Consider the following 16,543-nt stretch of genomic DNA (forward strand, 5'->3'; position numbering starts at 1 on the left):
TGACTGTCCTGCTCCTCACTGAGACCGGGGAAAACTATCTTGATGTCAAGATATCATGGACGGCGTCCTCGCGGCGCCACCCAGGCCCAGTCTGCTACATGCGCTGCAGCAGGGCCACCGACTCGAAGTGGTGGGTCATGCCGAACAGGTCGAATGCGCGCAGTTGGGTCGTCCGGTAGCCGGCTCGCTCGAACAGGCCCAGGTCGCGGGCGAAGCTTGCCGGGTCGCACCCGACGTGGACGATGGCTCGAGCACCGAGTCCGGCGACGTGGCGCACCACCTTCGCCCCGGCTCCAGCCCGCGGCGGGTCGAGCACGACCAGGTCGACCCTGCGGGGCAGCCGGGCCAACGCTCGCTCCAACGGCGCCGCGATGAACCGGGCCTCGGGCACGTTCTCGCGCGCCAGCGCGACCGCCGAGCGCGAGGTCTCGACGCCAACCACCTCGGCACCGGCATCGACCAGCGCCCCGGCGAACAGCCCGACGCCGCAGTACAGGTCGAGCGCCCGCTCTCCCGGACGAGGCTCGAGCATCCGCAGCACCGTGCCCACCAGCACCTCGGCTGCGCGCGGGTGCACCTGCCAGAAGCCGTCAGCCCTGACCCGATCGCGTCGTCCCAGCACGGCGTGAGCGACCACGTCAGCACCCCTGATCACCTGACGGTCGGCCAGGACCGTCGGCGGATCGGCGGCCACCACCTGCACCACCTCGGCCTGGTGCGCTTCGGCGACCTGTACCAACTCCTCCACCGAGGGGCCGGGAGCGGCGATCAGGCAGCCATGATCGGGCAGCGGCACCACCTCGTGGCTGCGGTGGGCGCGCAGGCCGACGCGGGTTCGTCCGTCGGCATCGCGGGCGGTGCGGTACTGCATCCGCGTGCGCCAGCCCACCACCGGCTCGACCGGTTCGACCTCGACCGCCTCGACCAGCGCTGGTTCCACGCGCGAGAGTCGGGTCAGCTGGTCGCGCAGCACCTGGGTCTTCAGCCCCGACTGGGCTGCCGGGTCGACGTGCTGCAGGTCGCAACCACCGCAGCGGTGCGCGATCGGGCAGGGTGCCGAGACCCGATGTGGTGAGGGCTCGAGCACCTCGACGGCATCACCCCGCCAGAAGCTCGCGTGGCTGGTGTCGGTCAGCCGCACCATCACCCGTTCACCGGCCAGGGCGTGGCGAACGAACACCACCCGCCCCTCGTGGCGGGCCACCCAGTGACCACCGTGGGCGATCGGCCCGACCTCGAGCGGTCCGATCAGTTGCCCCGGGACGGCGGCACCGCCCTCAGCCGGCACTGGACCGGTCCGTGACTCCCACCCGGCGCCACGGCTGCGGGTCATGGGGAACCGGGACGGCATCGGCGGAACTGCGCAGCTGGTAGGGCACCGAGGTGACCATGACGCCCTGCATGAAGTGCAGCCTGGTGCGGATGAGCAGGGCGGTCTGGTTGTGCAGCATGTGCTCCCACCAGTGCCCCACGACGTACTCGGGGATGTAGACACTCACCACGTCGCGCGGGTTCTCGGTACGCATCGCTCGGATGTGGTCGATGAAGGGGGTGGTGACCTCGCGGTAGGGCGAGGCGATCACCTTCAGCGGCACGTCGAGGTCGGCGGCCTGCCACTGTTCGAGCAGAGTGCGGGTCTCGTCGGGGTCGATCGACACCATGACCGCCTCGAGCGAGGAGCCGACAGCGGCCTTGGCGAACATCACCGCACGCACCGTGGGCTTGTTGAACTGGTTGACGAACACCACGTTGCGCACACGGCTGGGCAGCACCCGGTCGGACTCGTCGCGGTAGGCGAGTTCGCGGGCCACGGCGCTGTAGTGGCGGCTGATCAGCTTCATCGCCATGAACACCACGACCATGGCGATGATGGCCAGGTAGGCGCCGTGGGTGAACTTGCTGATCAGCACGATCACCAGCACCGTGCCCGTCATCGCCAGGCCGACACCGTTGATCACCCGCGAGCGTTGCATCTGGCGTCGCACACCGGGGTCGGCCTCGGTGGCCAGACGCCTCGTCCAGTGCCGCAGCATCCCCCACTGGCTGACGGTGAACGAGACGAAGACCCCGACCACGTAGAGCTGGATCAGCGCGGTCACCGAGGCATTGAAGATCAGCACCAACCCGATGGCGGCCAGGGCCAGGGCGACGATGCCGTTGGAGTAGGCCAGCCGGTCGCCCCGGGTGTGCAACTGACGCGGCAGGTAGCCGTCACGGGCGAGGATCGAGCCGAGCACCGGGAAGCCATTGAAGGCGGTGTTCGCAGCCAGGAACAGGATCAGCATGGTGACCGCGACCATGAAGTAGAAGGCCGGTCTGAAGTCGTCGTAGAAGACAACCCGGGCCAATTGGCCCATCACCGTGCTGCCGGGCTCGTGACGAATGCTGCCGTCGGGCAGTCGGTAGATCGACCCGCCGCGGTCGTCGACCAGGTGCACCTTGGTGAGGTTGGCCAGAGTGATGATGCCGAGCAGCATCACCACCGCGATCGATCCCAGCAGGGCGAGCGTGGTGGCCGCGTTGCGGCTCTTCGGGGGCTTGAAGGCCGGCACGCCGTTCGAGATCGCCTCGACACCGGTCAGCGCGGCACAACCGGACGAGAACGAACGCGCCAGCAGCGCGACCATGGCGAAGCCAGTGAAGTTGTCGTAGGCCGAGGTGCCGATCACCTCCCAGTCCGCGGTCGGTGAGCGCAGGTCTTGTCCGAGCACGAAGATCCTCGCCAAGCCCCACAGGGTCATCCCGATGACGCCCACCATGAAGCAGTAGGTGGGAATGGCGAAGATCGTCCCCGACTCGCGCACTCCACGCAGGTTGAGCGCCATCAGCACCGCGATCACCGCGGCGGCGATCCAGCCCTCGTGCCCACGGATGAAGGGCAGCATGGCCTCGGCGTTCTGCACCCCGGACGAGACCGACACCGCCACCGTGAGCACATAGTCGACCAGCAGCGCACTGGCCACGGTGAGGCCGGCGTTGGGGCCGATGTTGACCGTGGCGACCTCGTAGTCCCCGCCACCACTGGGGTAGGCGTGCACGTTCTGGCGGTACGACAGGATCACCACGAACATCACCACGGCGACGACCAGGGCGATCTTCCACGAGAACGCGAAACCGGCCATGCCGGCCAGCGACAGGGTGAGCAGGATCTCGTCCGGCGCATAGGCCACCGAGCTCAGCGCGTCCGAGGCGAACACCGGCAGGGCGATCCGCTTCGGCAGCAGCGTCTCACCCAACTGGGTGCTGGCGAGTTTCCTGCCGACCAGGAGCCGTTTGAGCGCTGAGGCTGCATGCACGGCGCAACTGTAGACCTGTCAGGTCCATGCATCTCGACCCAGGTGCGAACCACTCGTCACGGTTCGGTTGCGATAGCGTGAGCGCAGGCATCCCCCCAGCGAGTTGGACCGGTGAGGAGGAACGGGTGCACATCATCATCATGGGCTGCGGCCGCGTCGGTGCGAGCCTCGCCAAGAGCCTCGAGAAGCGAGGCCACTCGGTCGCGGTGATCGACGTCGACGTCGACTCGTTCCGCCGCCTGGGACCCGACTTCCGAGGACGCACCGTCAAGGGTGTCGGCTTCGACCGCGAGGTGCTCGCCGAGGCCGGCATCCGCGAGGCGGACGGGTTCGCCGCCGTCTCCAGCGGCGACAACTCCAACATCCTGGCCGCCCGCGTGGTGCGTGAGCAGTTCGGTGTGCACAACGTCGTGGCCAGGATCTACGACCAGGGCCGCGCCGAGGTCTACGAGCGACTCGGCATTCCGACGGTCGCCACCGTGCGCTGGGCCGCCAACCAGGTGCTCCGCCGCCTGCTGCCCGAGGGGTCGGAGCCGGTCTGGCGCGACCCGGCCGGGCTGGTGCGGCTGGTGCAGATGCACACCCACCATGACTGGGTGGGGCGCAAGGTGCACGCCATCCAGAGCCAGGTCGGCACCCCGCTGCCGTTCGTGGTGCGCTTCGGCAAGGGAGTCGTGCCCGACTCCGACACCATCCTGCAGGACGGCGACCTGTTGTTCGTGGCCTGCAGCACCGAGCGGGTCAGCGAACTCGAGGCGATCTTCGCCCGGCCGCCCGCCCGCCACTGACTTCCACCCACCACCCAGGAGTGACACATGCGCGTCGCCATCGTCGGGGCCGGGAACGTCGGCCGCTCCATCGCCCGTGAGCTGATCGCCAACGGCCACCAGGTGCTGCTGATCGACCGCGACCCCAAGGCCCTCAAGACCGAGTCGGTGCCCGAGGCCGAGTGGCTGCTGGCCGACGCCTGCGAACTCGACTCGCTCGAGGAGGCCGGCATCGACTCGTGCGACGTGTCGATCGCTGCGACCGGCGACGACAAGGCCAACCTGGTGCACTCGTTGCTCGCCAAGGCCGAGTTCGGGGTGCCGCGCACCGTCGGACGCGTCAACCACCCCGGCAACGAGTGGATGTTCAACGAGGTCTGGGGCGTCGACGTCGCGGTCTCGACCCCGCGACTGATGTCGGCCCTGGTCGAAGAGGCGGTCAGCGTCGGCGACCTGGTCAGGCTGATGTCGTTCAACAAGGGCAACCAGGCCAAGAACTCGGCCAACCTGGTCGAGATCACCCTGCCCAGGGACGCCGCCTCGGTGGGTCACCTGGTGCGCGACTTCACCTTCCCCGGTGACGCGGTGATGGTGGCGATCGTGCGCGACGGGGCCCCGCTGCCGCCGGAGAAGGACGGCGCCATCGAGGCCGGCGACGAGTTGCTGTTCATCGTCTCACCGGAGTTCGAGCCGAGCCTGAAGCAGATGCTGGCACCGACGGTGAAGCCGACCGCCTGAGCGCACGACCTCCGCTGTGACGTGGGGACGAGTTCAGTCGAGCAGTTCGTACTGCGGGTTGTAGATCACCCGGCGCCCGTTGTCGTCGGCCAACCGACCCTCGACCCGCAGCCGTCGCCCGGGTTCGATGCCCGGGATCTCGCGGCGACCCATCCAGATCAGCGTCACCACACCGGTGCCGTCGTCGAGCGACACCTCGAGCCAACGCCTGGCCGAGCGAGGGCTGACCGCCACCATCGAGATCTGCCCCTGGAGCACGACCCGTGAGCGCACCGTGCACTCCGCCACCGGCGAGGCACCCGCGCGTTGCGCCTCAGCGGCCAGGTCGTCGTGGGCCAGCTCGGTCTGGCTGGCGGTGAGCCGCTTCCAGGCCCGGGCCAACGGGCTGGACGGCTTGGCTGACTGGGGCATGGGTCAGCGCCCTTCGGTACCCTCGGCCTCGGCCAGCATCGCCTCGGGCAGGGTCATCGCGATCACGTCACCGGGCACCATCGGGGCGTCATGACGGCGCACCACGATGTTGCGGTAGAACTCCAGGAAAAGCTCGGCGGTGTCAGCAGCCGGCCCGTCGGGCAGCGCCGCCTCACCCATCAGTACACCGCGCAGCAGCCAGCGCGGACCCTGGGTCAGCCAAGTACGCGAGATGTGCAGGCCCTGCTGCTCGCCGTCCTCGCCGATGACCGGGATCTCACGACGCACCTCGTCGCCGAAGGGTCCGTCGGCCAGTTCGGCGGCACCATCCTGCTCGAGCGCAGCCGCCATGATCGCCTGCGCCACGTCGGCGACCATCGAGGTCGAGGCCGGGGCGGCGAACAGGGCCACCTCGAGCGCCGAACGCTCGTACATCACCAGTGCGCTCTGCACCTGGTTGGTGGCCTGGTCGACCTGCAGTTGCACCTGCATCCCGTCGAAGGGGGTCAGGACGACCGCCCCGAAGTCGAGCCGATCGATGTCGTCGGCATCGAGGTCGACCTCGGAGATGTCGAACGGACCGTCGTCGCGCAGGTCGTGGTCGACCTCATCGAGGTCGGCATCCAGCTCCTCGGTGTCGGGGACGAGCTCGTCATCGTCCTCGTCCTCGTCGAGGTCGTCATCATCCACGTCGTCCAGCTCGTCGTCGAGTTCGTCGTCCTCACGTTCGTCGGGGGTGGCTGGGCTGGCGACCAGTTCCTCGTCGGTGCTGCGCTTCCTGCGGCCGAAGATCACGAAACGAACTCCTTCTGGGGCGATGAACTCATCAAGCCTACCAACCGGTGATGCCGCCCGAGGATCCGTGGCCGCGCTCCCCCCGCACCGAGGCCGGCAGCTCGTCCACCACCTCGAAGACCGGCGACTCGACCTTCTGGACGACCAGTTGGGCGATCCGGTCGCCCTTGCTCAGGCGCACCGTCTCGCGTGGGTCGAGGTTGACCAGGTTGATCATGACCTCGCCGCGATAGCCGGCGTCGACGGTGCCGGGAGCGTTGACGATGCTGAGCCCGTGGCGCGTGGCCAGACCAGATCGCGGGTGCACGAAGCCGGCATGACCGGGCGGCAGGGCGATGGCGATGCCGGTGCGCACCAGCGCGCGCTCACTGGGGGCGAGCACCACGTCTTCGGCACAGGCCAGGTCGGCACCCGCGTCGAGCGGGTGGGCGAAGTTCGGCACGACGGCATCGGGGTCGATCCGCTGCACCAGGACGGTGGGCTGGGACGTCATGGGACCAGTGTCGGACTCGGTCATGTCGTGGCCTCGGCGACCTGGTGGCCGGCCAACGCGTTGACCGCAGCAGCCAACTCGTCGGGGCGACGGCTGCTGACCAGCCAACTGGGGTGCGGGTCGGACGGGTCGTCCAGCACGATGCGCACGCTGTGACCCAGCCAGGGCCTGAGCACCAGGTGGTCACCGGTGCGGGCCGCGCGTGCCATGGCGTCACGGGTCTGGGCCGGATCGAGCGCTTCCGCCGAGGCGATCCACTCCCCCTCGACCCGGGCGCCACCGGCCTGCAGCGAGCGCTCGTCCACCTCGACCGTGGCGCGCGACCACTGCCACAACACCAGCGAGGTCAACCCGAGGGCCACCACCAGGCTGGCCAATCCCCAACGGTCGCCCAGGATCGCCCAGACGGCGACGACGAAGCTCCCGGCCAGCGGAAGGGCGACGGCCCACCACCAGGCGGGCACGTGCAGTCGCTCTGCGTACATGGCGATCAGGCTACCGACTCGGCCACGAGGTGCAGTTCGGGGGCCGGCAGACCCTAGGATTGGGCGCATGAGCACCTCGGAGAAGCTCCTGAACAAGGTCTACGCCGCAGCCATCGGCGGCGTGGTCACGCTGGTGACCCAGAAGATCCTCGCGCAGGCATGGAAGCTGGCCACCGGCGAGGAGCCGCCCGAACCCACCAATCCCGAGGTGCCGGCGACCACCGCCTTCGTCTGGGCGATGGCCAGCGGTGTCGGCGTGGGTGCCGCCCAGTTGGCGATCAAGCGGATGAACGCGCGTCGCTCGTGGGTGCGCCAGCAGGTCGACAAGGCCAGCTGAGCGAGCGCACACGCCGCCGGCCCGCTGAGGCCGCCTCAGACGCAGTCGACGCAGTAGCTCTGGCCCTTGCGCTCCTCGGCGAGCTGGCTGCGGTTCTTCACCAGGAAGCACGAGGCACAGGTGAACTCGTCAGCCTGACGGGGCAGCACCCGGACGGTCAGCTCCTCGTGGGAGAGGTCGGCGCCCGGCAGTTCGAACGCTTCCGCGGCCTCGACCTCGTCCTCGTCGACCTTGCCTGAGTTCTTGTCGTTGCGGCGACTCTTGAGCTCCTCGATGGAGTCCTCGTTCATCTCCTCGTCGGTCTTGCGTGGTGCGTCGTAATCAGTCGCCATCTGCGTGCCTCTCCCTCGTCCTGCCCTGCCGCGCCGCGGTGTCGCGCACATGTGTATCACATGCGGCAAAGGCCCCACGCCCATGGCCCCCCGCACTGGGACACACCACCCGCAGGGGTGGCCTCACCGCGCGCCGTCAGTGTGACGCAGAACTCACTGGGCTAGCGTTTCCGGCAGGTGGCTCCACGTGGGAGCCGGTAAGGAGTACAGCCATGTGGATCGGCCTTGGGATCTTCCTCATCGTCGTCGGCGCCATCCTGAGCTTCGCGGTGAACGTCGACATCCCCTTCATCTCGGACGACGTCCTCGGATGGATCCTCATCATCGCCGGCATCGCCGCCATCATCCTGTCGTTCCTGGCTCAGGGCCAGCGGCAGCGTGCGCGCAGCGAGGTCGTCGTGGACGAGGTGCACCGCGAGGTCTGATCGCCCCGCGCACGTGCATCGGCGCAAGTCACGCGCCACCAGCGCATCTGTTCCGCCCTCACCGGCAGCGGTGGGGGCGGAACGCTGTGCGCTCGCGGTAGGGTCGCACCAAGGTGGAACCCAGGGGGTGGTGGACGAGTGCCGGACCGGCCGTCAGACCCCACCGTGCGGTTCGAACAGGAGACACTGGAGATAGCCATGCAGAGCGAACTGAGCCCGCGCGAGATCCAGACGCGCATCCGCTCCGGCGAGTCCCTCGACGAGGTGGCCCGCGCCGCCGGTGTCCCGGCTGACCAGATCGAGGTGTACGCAGCACCGGTGATCGCCGAGCTCGAGCACGTCGCCGGCAGTGCCCTGGCCGCCGCCGTACGCCGAAGCGGTGAGAGTTCCTCGGCACGATCGCTCAGGGCTGTGGTGGCAGAACGCCTGCAGCAGCGTGGCATCGACATCGACGACGTGACCTGGCAGGCCTGGCGCGACCCCGACCGCCGCTGGACGGTGCGCGGCGAGTACGCCTCGGGCAGCGCCCAGCACGAGGCGCTGTTCACCTATGACGTGCGTGGCCGCTACAGCGTGGCCCGCAACGACGAGGCCCGCTGGCTGATCAACGAGTCCGGCCCCTCGCACGGCCCCCAGCCCGGGCGCAAGCGCCGCGACCCCGACCAGGAACCGACCGTCGACCTGAATGACGAACTGGCCCTGGTGCGGGCGATCCAGCCCGACACCGAGGAGCGTCCGGTCACCGCACCGGTCGCGGACGCCGACGAGCCCGAGGACTACTCCGAGGCCGAGTTGAGCCAGGTCGACGGGGTCTACGACATCATCCCGCCGCAGTCGCAGATGGACGTGCTCTACGAGATGCTGTCGAGCTTCAACGAGGACTCGGTCAACATCTACGCCGGGCTCACCCAGCCCGTGGTGGAGGACGACCTCGCACCGGTGGTTGAGGAGCCCACACCGGCCGAGGAGCCCCCGCTGGCTGAGGAGCCCACGCCCGTGGGGGAGCCGGCCACGAGCGTCCCGAAGCCGGCTTCAACTGCAGAGCCCGAGCAGGACTCCCTGCTCGAGGCCGAGAACGAGCCGACCCTGGTTCGCCCCCGCGAGGGCAAGGCCAAGAGCCGGCGCAAGCGCGCCCAGGTGCCCAGTTGGGACGAGATCATGTTCGGCGGCCCCAAGAAGGACCCGAAGGACTGAGTCCCAGCCGGGACCCCGGGCCCTGTGCCGCTACTCCCCCGTGGCCACCGGCCGGTCGGGGTCGCTGATCCAGTCCGACCACGATCCCGGGTAGAGCCGCAGCCCGCTGATCCCGGCGTGCTCTGCTGCCAGCAGCGCCTGCGCTGCGGTGATCCCCGACCCGCACGAGAGCACGTCGCCGGGCTGCAGTCCTGACAGCATCTCAGCCACCTCGTCGGCCGGACGGAACCTGCCATGGTCCTGCAGTTCGGTGGCGGGAAGGTTGAGCGCACCGGGGATGTGACCGGCCACCGCGTCCATCGGTTCGACTTCGCCACGGAATCGCTCGGCTGCCCGCACGTCGACCACCCTGCCGCCGGCATCGAGGTGGGCCCGGACACCGTCGGCGTCGACCGAGGGCAGCTGTCCGGGGCGCACCGTCACGGTTCCCGGCCTCACCTCGGGCAGGTCGGTGGTGATCGCTCCCCCATACTCCTGCCAGGCAGCGAACCCGCCGTCGAGCACCTGCACTCGCTCCAGACCGGCGTCGCGCAGCATCCACCAGGCGCGCCCGGCCCCCAGCGAAGGGCCCTGGTCGAGCACGACCACGTGGGAGTCGTCATCGATGCCGGCGCGGCGCAGGGCGGCCTGCAGGTCGTCCGCGCTGGGCAGCGGGTGACGACCGCCGCGTCCGTCGTCCGCCACCGGGGCCGACAGGTCGTGCTCGATCGGGACGAAGCGCGAGCCGGGCACATGGCCGGCGTCGTACTCGCGGCGTCCGCGCTCGGCATCGGTGAGGTACCAGCGCACGTCGAGCACCATCACGTGGTCGTCGGATGCGATCAGCTCGGCCAGTTCGGCCGGCTGGACGAGTGGCTTCACAGTTCCTCCTGGCTGGTGTCGAACGGCAGCACCTCGGGCGACAGGGTCGCCATGGCCACCGACTTGTTCATCTGCTGGCGGTGGTGACGGCGGCAGAGCACCTCGTAGCGCACCTCGCTGACCGGGCGGTCGGGATCGAGTTCGGTGTCGCCGACGACGACCTGCGAGCCCTCGGTGACCATCACGCCGTCGATCGTGCGTGCGTTGTGGGTGGCCCGCTCACCGCACCAGCACAACGGCTGCACCTGCAGGGTCTCCATCCGGTCGCTGAGTTCGACCAGGCGCTTCGACCCCGGGAACAGCTCGGTGCGGAAGTCCGCCAGGATGCCGAAGCAGAACACGTCGATGCCGAGGTCGTCCACGATCCGGGCCAGGTCGTCGACCTGGCCGGCGGTGTAGAACTGGGCCTCGTCGCAGATCAGGTAGTCCAGGCGCGCCCCGTGGTGCAGCCGGTCGACCACCGTCGTCCAGAAGTCGAAGTCGGCGTCGACCTCGAGCGCCGGTGCGGCCAGACCGATCCGCGAGGTGATCACCGCCTGGCCCGAGCGGTCGTGGCAGGTGAACAGTTCGCCGACCCGGTCGTGGGCCGACTGGGTGTGGTGCATCTGCAGGGCCAGGGTCGACTTGCCGCAGTCCATCGGCCCGGTGAAGAAGACCAACTCAGCCATGGTGCCCACCATCGACCGACCGTCCGCCCTCGACCAGGAGGGGGACGAGCATCTCGTCCGGGGTGAGGCTGCCGTGCATGCCGACCAGGTCGAGTTCCTTGGGGTAGGCGGTGGTCATCACCGCCCAGTCGCTGCGCATCGCGACCAGCACGTCGCCGATGCGAGGTGCCACCCGGGGGTCCACCGGTCCGAACCAACCGGCCTCGATGGCCTCCTCGCGGCGCAGCACCCAGGCTCGCTCGCCCAACAGCCGCCGCCAGCGGGCCGCGACCGACCCGGGCGACTCGGTGTAGAGCTGGCGCATCCGGCCTTCTCCGGCGACCTGGGCGACCTCGGTCAGCAGCGAGGGCTCCCACTCGACGATCACCCGGTGGTGTCCGGGCACGTCGACCATGCCGTGGTCACCGGTGACCACCACGGCCACCTCGTCGCCATGGCGCTCGGCAAGGGCGTCGACCAGGTCGGCGGTGAACTCCGAGGTGCGCCGCAGCACCTCGCGCCACTGCGGTGAGTCGACACCGAGCCGGTGGCCGGTGTGGTCGAGGGCCCTCTCGTAGACGTAGACCAGGCTGCGCTCGCCGGTCCCGACGGCCTCCACGGTACGCTGCAGCCGGTCGTCCAGGTCGTCCTCGTCGACCAGGCCTGAGACCTCGGTGCCACGCAGGGCCACGCCGGTCAGACCGCTGTTCTCGAACCGGGCGGGGACGACGCTGCGTACCTCCACCCCGGCGGCGGTGGCGCGTTCGAAGACGGTGGGTTCGGGCTGCAGCGCCAGCGGATCAGGGCCGTTGTCCCAGGTGACGGCGTTGACCAGCGGTTCGCCGACAGCGGGGCGGAACAGGTAGCCGACCATGCCGTGGCGTCCGGGCCACAACCCGGTGCCAAGGCTGGTCAGCGAGGTGCCGGTGGTCGAGGGCACGGTGGCGCTGATCGGCCTGCCCTGCATGTCACTGAACTGGGCGGCCAGGTGGCGGTGGTCCTGCAGTTGCTGCCAGCCCAGGCCGTCGACCATCAGTACCACCCAGCGCGTGGCAGCAGGCAGGCCGAGCTGGTCCTGACAGCCCGGGACGTCGAGGTGCGCCCCGATCGACGGCAGGACCATCGACAGGTCGGCGCCATGGGCGCCGGGCAACACCTGGGTCACCGGTGCCCCACCGCGCACTGCATGGCCGTGCCGAAGGCAACCAGGCGGGCCACGGCGTCCTCGCCGTCGGCGAAGGGGCTCATCCGCACCACCAGGTCGTCGGCGACCAACGAACCTGCGTAGCCGTGGTCGGCGTCGCACTGGGGGTCGCCGCAGGTGGCGGGTTCGAGGTTGAGCCGGCGCATCGTCCCCCAGCCCAGGGTGAGCCAGGTCTCGACGACCGGCCGGGCGACCTGGCCGAAGCGGTGCGGCTCGCGCACCACTCGGGTCAGCCCGACCGAGGTGATCGCCGAGAGCGGGATCGACTCGGTGGAGCTGATCGCGCGCACCTCACCAGCAGCGTGCTCGAGGTCACCTTCGCTCGACTCGTCGGTGTGGCTGACCACCAGCCGCTGCTCGGTGAGCGCCAGCACGGTGAGGTGCCGCTGCACCTCGTCGGAGTTGAACGTGGCCTCGTGGTGCACGAGGTGGTCGAGCACCGTCTCGGCACCCAGGGTCATGGCGAGCCCGTCGGCCACCAGTTCGGGGTAGTAGCCGCAGTCGACGATCTCCTGACGCAGCCGGCCGGGCAGCTCGCGCACCATTGAGGAACTCACCGGGCCATCTTGTCATTGATCCATGACCGGTCGGGAGCCAGCGCCTAGGGTGGGCCCAACCCCCAGCATCGCGAGGACGACCCATGACCCACGTGCTGCACCGCGCCCGCCCCGACCACGAGGGTGGTGACCACGACCCCGGGCTCTACCGCAACGACGTCGTGGCCAACCTGCTCGACCCTGCGGTCGAGCTCACCGAGGCCATGCTGGACGACGTGCGTGCCGATGCGGTCGACGTCGGTGAGCAACAGCGGTTGCTGCTGTTCGGCGCCCAGGGCGCAGACCCCGAGTGCTGAGCAGGTTGGGTGTTGACACGGTTTCGGCGACGCCTTCTCGCCGCTGGTTAGGCTGGGTGACATGAGCACCCGCCCCTTCTTCGGTGCACGCGCCGAGGAACGTGTCACCGCCCAACTCGCCTCACGGTTCCGCAAGCGCGGCTGGGTCGAGGCGATCATCCCCTACGCCGGCTACGGCACCCCCGACCAGGTGCGGGTGCTGGGCCGGGTCGTGCTGACCCCGCAGGCGCCACGCACCGACCTGCTCAAGGCTGCCGACGCCTTCCTGTCACAGCGTGGGTGGCGCAACTTCGCCGCCGTGCCACTGGCACGCCGCACCGTCAGGGTGCAGGCCGGCGACTCCGAGATCGAGATCGAGACCGACCGATCGGGCTACCTCGACGTCCGCCTGAAGAACCCGGGTCTGCCTACAGGCTGGCACGAGGTGCAGGTGACCACCGCCGAGGGCACCACGGCCACCGTGCCGGTGCAGATCATCGAGTCCGACGAGACCCTCGGTCTGGTCAGCGACATCGACGACACCGTGCTGTCGACCTTCCTGCCCCGCATCCTGATCGCCGCGTGGAACAGCTTCGTGGTCACCGAGCAGGCCCGCGAGCCCGTCCCGGGGATGGCGCGGATGTACCAGCAGTTGCTCGAGCGCCACCCAGGGGCCCCGGTCGTCTACGTCTCGACCGGCGCCTGGAACACCTACCCGTTCCTGAGCCGGTTCCTGCGTCGCCACGGCTACCCGCAGGGCACGATGCTGCTCACCGACTGGGGGCCCACCAACACCGGGTGGTTCCGCAGCGGCCCCGACCACAAGCGCACCGCGCTACGCGAACTGGCTCGCGACTTCCCCAACGTGCGCTGGGTGCTGGTCGGTGACGACGGGCAGCACGACCCGGTGCTCTACACCGAGTTCTCGAACCTGCAGCCCGACAAGGTGCGGTTGATCGCGATCCGGCAGCTGACCATGGCCCAGCAGGTGCTGGCCCACGGCACCACCACGGTGCTGGCCGATCCTGACGACGTCGAGTGGACCCCCGAGGTCGCCCCGATGGTCAAGGGGCCCGACGGGGACGACCTGGCGCCCAAGCTCTGGGCGGTGCTCGACGAGGGCTGATCGCCACCGGCGGCCGAGCGCGCGGCGTGTGCTGGTGCAACCATGAGTGGGCGCACGCGACAATGAGGGGTCGCGACGACCAGCAAGGAGCGCACCGAAGCAGATGGCGAGCAAGCCCACCCAGGACCAGTTGGACGACGAGCTGTCCGAGAAGATCATCGACGTCGACGTCTCGACCGAGATGGAGACCAGCTTCCTGGAGTACGCCTACTCGGTGATCTACTCGCGCGCCCTGCCCGACGCGCGCGACGGCCTCAAGCCGGTGCAGCGGCGCATCCTCTACTCGATGGACGACATGGGCATCCGCCCCGATCGTTCGCACGTGAAGTCGGCCCGCGTGGTCGGCCAGGTGATGGGCCAGTTGCACCCCCACGGCGACGGCGCGATCTACGACGCGCTGGTGCGCACTGCGCAGCCGTGGGCGATGCGGCTGCCCCTGATCGACGGCCACGGCAACTTCGGCTCGCTCGACGCCGGCCCCGCTGCCATGCGCTACACCGAGTGCCGGATGGCCCAGGCTGCGGTCGCGATGACCGCCGGCCTCGACGAGGACACCGTCGACTTCCGGCCCAACTACGACGGCAAGGAGACCGAACCGACGGTCCTGCCCGCGGCCTTCCCCAACCTGCTGGTCAACGGCACCACCGGCATCGCGGTGGGCATGGCGACCAACATGCCGCCGCACAACCTGGTCGAAGTGGTGCAGGGGCTCAAGCACCTGATCAACCACCCCGACGCCGACCTGGACGACCTGCTGCAGTTCATCCCCGGTCCCGACCTGCCCACCGGCGGCAAGATCATCGGGCTCGACGGCATCCGCGACGCCTACGCCACCGGCCGGGGCAGCTTCCGCATCCGGGCCACCGCCCGGGTCGAACAGGTCAGTCCGCGCCGCCGAGGCATCGTGGTCACCGAACTGCCCTACATGGTCGGCCCGGAACGGATCATCGAGCAGATCAAGACGCTGGTGCAGTCCAAGAAGCTCTCGGGCATCGCCGACGTCAAGGACCTCACCGACCTGGCCCACGGTACCCGGCTGGTGATCGAGGTCAAGAACGGCATCAATCCCGACGCGATCCTTGAGCAGCTCTACAGGCTGACCAAGCTCGAGGACTCGTTCTCGATCAACGCTGTCGCCCTGGTCGACGGCCAGCCACGCACGCTCAGCCTGAAGGAGGCGCTGCAGGTCTACCTCGACCACCGCCTCGAGGTCACCCTGCGCCGCACCCGGTTCCAGCTGGCCAAGGCCAGCGACCGGCTGCACCTGGTCGAGGGGCTGCTGCTGGCGATCGTCGACATCGACGACGTGATCGCGATCGTGCGCACCTCCGACGACGTCGCCGAGGCCAGGGCGCGCCTGATCGAGGCCTTCGAACTCACCGAGGCCCAGGCCAACTACATCCTCGACATGCAGCTACGCCAGCTCACCCGGCTGTCGTCGATCAGGCTCGAGGCCGAACGCGACGAGCTGCGGGCCACAATCGCCCGGCTCACCGAGATCGTCGAGGACGACGCGGTGCTGCGTGCGCTGGTCTCGTCCGAACTCAGTGAGATGGCGGGCCAGTTCGGCACGCCGAGGCGCACCGTGCTCCTGGCCGGTGGTGGCGTGGTCACCGCGGTGGCCGCCACCCCGCTCGAAGTACCGGACGACCCCTGCTGGGTGCTGCTGTCGGCCACCGGCCTGCTGGCCCGGATCGACTCCGACGCCGACCTGTCGAGCACCGGGCCGCGCGCGAACCACGACGTGGTCGCCTCGGCGATCAGGGCCAGTGCCCATGCCGAGTTCGGGGTGGTGACCTCACACGGCCGGCTGCTCAAGGCCCGGGCGATCGAGTTGCCAACCGTGCCCGCCACCGCCAATGCCCCCCACCTGCAGGGTGGGTCGAGGGCGACCGAGTTGCTGCCTCTGCAGACCGGCGAACGTCCCCTGGCGTTGACCACCCTGTCGACCGACTCGCTGGGGCTGGCGTTGGGCACCAAGCGGGGTGTGGTCAAGCGGGTCAACCCCGAGGTGCTCGGCCGCGACTCCTGGGAGGTGATCAGGCTCGACGACGGCGACCAGTTGGTCGGGGCGCTCGAGCTCACCACCGAGGACGTCGAGCTGGTCTTCATCACCAGCGAAGCCAACCTGCTGCACTTCGGTGCTGGTCAGGTGCGTCCGCAGGGTCGCAACGGGGGCGGCATCGCCGGCATCAAGCTCGGCGCCGGCGCCACCGCGATCTGGTTCGGCGCTGCACCGGCCGAGGGCTCGGTGGTCGTCACCATCTCGGGCAGCTCCTCGTCGCTGCCCGGCACCGAGGCGGGCCAGGTCAAGGTCACCGCGTTCGACGAGTACCCGGGCAAGGGACGAGCCACCGGCGGCGTGCGATGCCACCGTTTCCTCAAGGGTGAGGACGCACTGCTGCTCGGCTGGGCGGGAGCCTCGCCAGCGGTCGCGTGTGCGGCCTCCGGCTCACCGGTAGACCTGCCGCCGGCCACCGGACGACGTGACGGCTCCGGAACCCCCAGTGCCCAGCCCGTGCTGGCCGTCGCCACCCGGGGCAGCACCCCCACTGCGACCCAGGACGAACCGACGCAACAGTCCCTGCTCGACTGAGGAG

19 protein-coding genes are annotated in these 16,543 nt (G+C 69.5%); 8 read left to right on the forward strand and 11 right to left on the reverse strand.

What is annotated here, in order from left to right; genetic code table 11:
• Positions 1-94: 94 nt before the first annotated feature.
• Positions 95-1,333, reverse strand: coding sequence for a class I SAM-dependent RNA methyltransferase (locus IE660_RS01580; protein WP_203566559.1), 1,239 nt, complete (start codon positions 1,331-1,333; stop codon positions 95-97).
• Positions 1,278-3,296, reverse strand: coding sequence for an APC family permease (locus IE660_RS01585; protein ID WP_203566560.1), 2,019 nt, complete (start codon positions 3,294-3,296; stop codon positions 1,278-1,280). Before IE660_RS01585 ends, IE660_RS01580 begins: the two co-directional genes overlap by 56 nt.
• A gap of 140 nt (positions 3,297-3,436) precedes the next feature.
• Here IE660_RS01585 and IE660_RS01590 point away from each other — a divergent pair, with 140 nt between their 5' ends.
• Positions 3,437-4,084: a potassium channel family protein gene (locus IE660_RS01590; RefSeq protein WP_235996880.1), complete on the forward strand. Its 648-nt coding sequence runs from the start codon at positions 3,437-3,439 to the stop codon at positions 4,082-4,084.
• Between the two features lie 27 nt (positions 4,085-4,111).
• Complete coding sequence (locus IE660_RS01595; protein WP_203566561.1) at positions 4,112-4,801, forward strand: potassium channel family protein; 690 nt, start codon at positions 4,112-4,114, stop codon at positions 4,799-4,801.
• Between the two features lie 33 nt (positions 4,802-4,834).
• Here IE660_RS01595 and IE660_RS01600 read toward each other — a convergent pair whose 3' ends face one another.
• The 4 genes from IE660_RS01600 to IE660_RS01615 are packed head-to-tail and all read right to left on the reverse strand — an operon-like array spanning position 4,835 to position 6,985.
• Positions 4,835-5,212: an OB-fold nucleic acid binding domain-containing protein gene (locus IE660_RS01600; protein WP_203566562.1), complete on the reverse strand. Its 378-nt coding sequence runs from the start codon at positions 5,210-5,212 to the stop codon at positions 4,835-4,837.
• Positions 5,213-5,215: 3 nt separating this feature from the next.
• Positions 5,216-6,004, reverse strand: coding sequence for a DUF3710 domain-containing protein (locus IE660_RS01605; protein WP_203566955.1), 789 nt, complete (start codon positions 6,002-6,004; stop codon positions 5,216-5,218).
• 40 nt (positions 6,005-6,044) lie between these two features.
• The gene (gene dut, locus IE660_RS01610) at positions 6,045-6,500 is read right to left on the reverse strand and encodes a dUTP diphosphatase (RefSeq protein WP_203566563.1); all 456 of its coding nucleotides are present in this window, start codon (positions 6,498-6,500) and stop codon (positions 6,045-6,047) included.
• A gap of 20 nt (positions 6,501-6,520) precedes the next feature.
• Entirely contained in the window at positions 6,521-6,985 is a 465-nt protein-coding gene (locus tag IE660_RS01615) for a DUF3093 domain-containing protein (RefSeq protein ID WP_203566564.1), read from the reverse strand.
• Between the two features lie 67 nt (positions 6,986-7,052).
• On the opposite strand from IE660_RS01615, the gene IE660_RS01620 reads away from it, so the two are divergent.
• Positions 7,053-7,322, forward strand: coding sequence for a DUF4235 domain-containing protein (locus IE660_RS01620; RefSeq protein WP_203566565.1), 270 nt, complete (start codon positions 7,053-7,055; stop codon positions 7,320-7,322).
• 35 nt (positions 7,323-7,357) lie between these two features.
• On the opposite strand, the gene IE660_RS01625 is transcribed toward IE660_RS01620, so the two are convergent.
• Positions 7,358-7,654: a DUF4193 domain-containing protein gene (locus IE660_RS01625; protein WP_203566566.1), complete on the reverse strand. Its 297-nt coding sequence runs from the start codon at positions 7,652-7,654 to the stop codon at positions 7,358-7,360.
• Between the two features lie 212 nt (positions 7,655-7,866).
• On the opposite strand from IE660_RS01625, the gene IE660_RS01630 reads away from it, so the two are divergent.
• Together IE660_RS01630 and sepH are read left to right on the forward strand one after the other, a co-directional pair.
• Complete coding sequence (locus tag IE660_RS01630) at positions 7,867-8,079, forward strand: DUF6458 family protein (protein WP_203566567.1); 213 nt, start codon at positions 7,867-7,869, stop codon at positions 8,077-8,079.
• Positions 8,080-8,244: 165 nt separating this feature from the next.
• Positions 8,245-9,273, forward strand: coding sequence for a septation protein SepH (sepH, locus tag IE660_RS01635; RefSeq protein ID WP_328701793.1), 1,029 nt, complete (start codon positions 8,245-8,247; stop codon positions 9,271-9,273).
• A 30-nt stretch (positions 9,274-9,303) separates the two neighbouring features.
• Here the strand turns inward: sepH and IE660_RS01640 are convergent, their stop codons facing one another.
• Genes IE660_RS01640 through IE660_RS01655 form a run of 4 tightly spaced genes read right to left on the reverse strand, consistent with a single transcriptional unit; the run spans position 9,304 to position 12,530 of the window.
• Positions 9,304-10,134 (reverse strand): sulfurtransferase, encoded by an 831-nt coding sequence (locus IE660_RS01640; RefSeq protein ID WP_203566569.1) that lies wholly within the window; start codon positions 10,132-10,134, stop codon positions 9,304-9,306.
• Positions 10,131-10,802 (reverse strand): thymidine kinase, encoded by a 672-nt coding sequence (locus IE660_RS01645; RefSeq protein WP_203566570.1) that lies wholly within the window; start codon positions 10,800-10,802, stop codon positions 10,131-10,133. The genes IE660_RS01640 and IE660_RS01645 overlap by 4 nt, the downstream gene beginning before the upstream one ends.
• Positions 10,795-11,904, reverse strand: a complete 1,110-nt coding sequence (locus IE660_RS01650; RefSeq protein WP_203566956.1) for an alkaline phosphatase family protein — start codon at positions 11,902-11,904, stop codon at positions 10,795-10,797. The genes IE660_RS01645 and IE660_RS01650 overlap by 8 nt, the downstream gene beginning before the upstream one ends.
• Before the next feature lie 38 nt (positions 11,905-11,942).
• Positions 11,943-12,530, reverse strand: a complete 588-nt coding sequence (locus IE660_RS01655) for a DUF5998 family protein (protein WP_203566957.1) — start codon at positions 12,528-12,530, stop codon at positions 11,943-11,945.
• A 95-nt stretch (positions 12,531-12,625) separates the two neighbouring features.
• On the opposite strand from IE660_RS01655, the gene IE660_RS01660 reads away from it, so the two are divergent.
• From IE660_RS01660 to IE660_RS01670, 3 genes are all read left to right on the forward strand, one after another.
• The gene (locus tag IE660_RS01660; RefSeq protein WP_203566571.1) at positions 12,626-12,838 is read left to right on the forward strand and encodes a hypothetical protein; all 213 of its coding nucleotides are present in this window, start codon (positions 12,626-12,628) and stop codon (positions 12,836-12,838) included.
• 61 nt (positions 12,839-12,899) lie between these two features.
• On the forward strand, positions 12,900-13,943 hold the full coding sequence (locus IE660_RS01665) for an App1 family protein (protein WP_203566572.1): 1,044 nt from the start codon (positions 12,900-12,902) through the stop codon (positions 13,941-13,943).
• Positions 13,944-14,046: 103 nt separating this feature from the next.
• Positions 14,047-16,539 carry a DNA gyrase/topoisomerase IV subunit A gene (locus IE660_RS01670; protein ID WP_203566573.1) on the forward strand — a complete coding sequence of 831 codons (2,493 nt, stop codon included), beginning with the start codon at positions 14,047-14,049 and terminating at the stop codon, positions 16,537-16,539.
• Positions 16,540-16,543: the final 4 nt, after the last annotated feature.

The organism is Aestuariimicrobium ganziense, from assembly GCF_015352975.1.
GTDB classification, from domain to species: Bacteria; Actinomycetota; Actinomycetes; order Propionibacteriales; family Propionibacteriaceae; genus Aestuariimicrobium; species Aestuariimicrobium ganziense.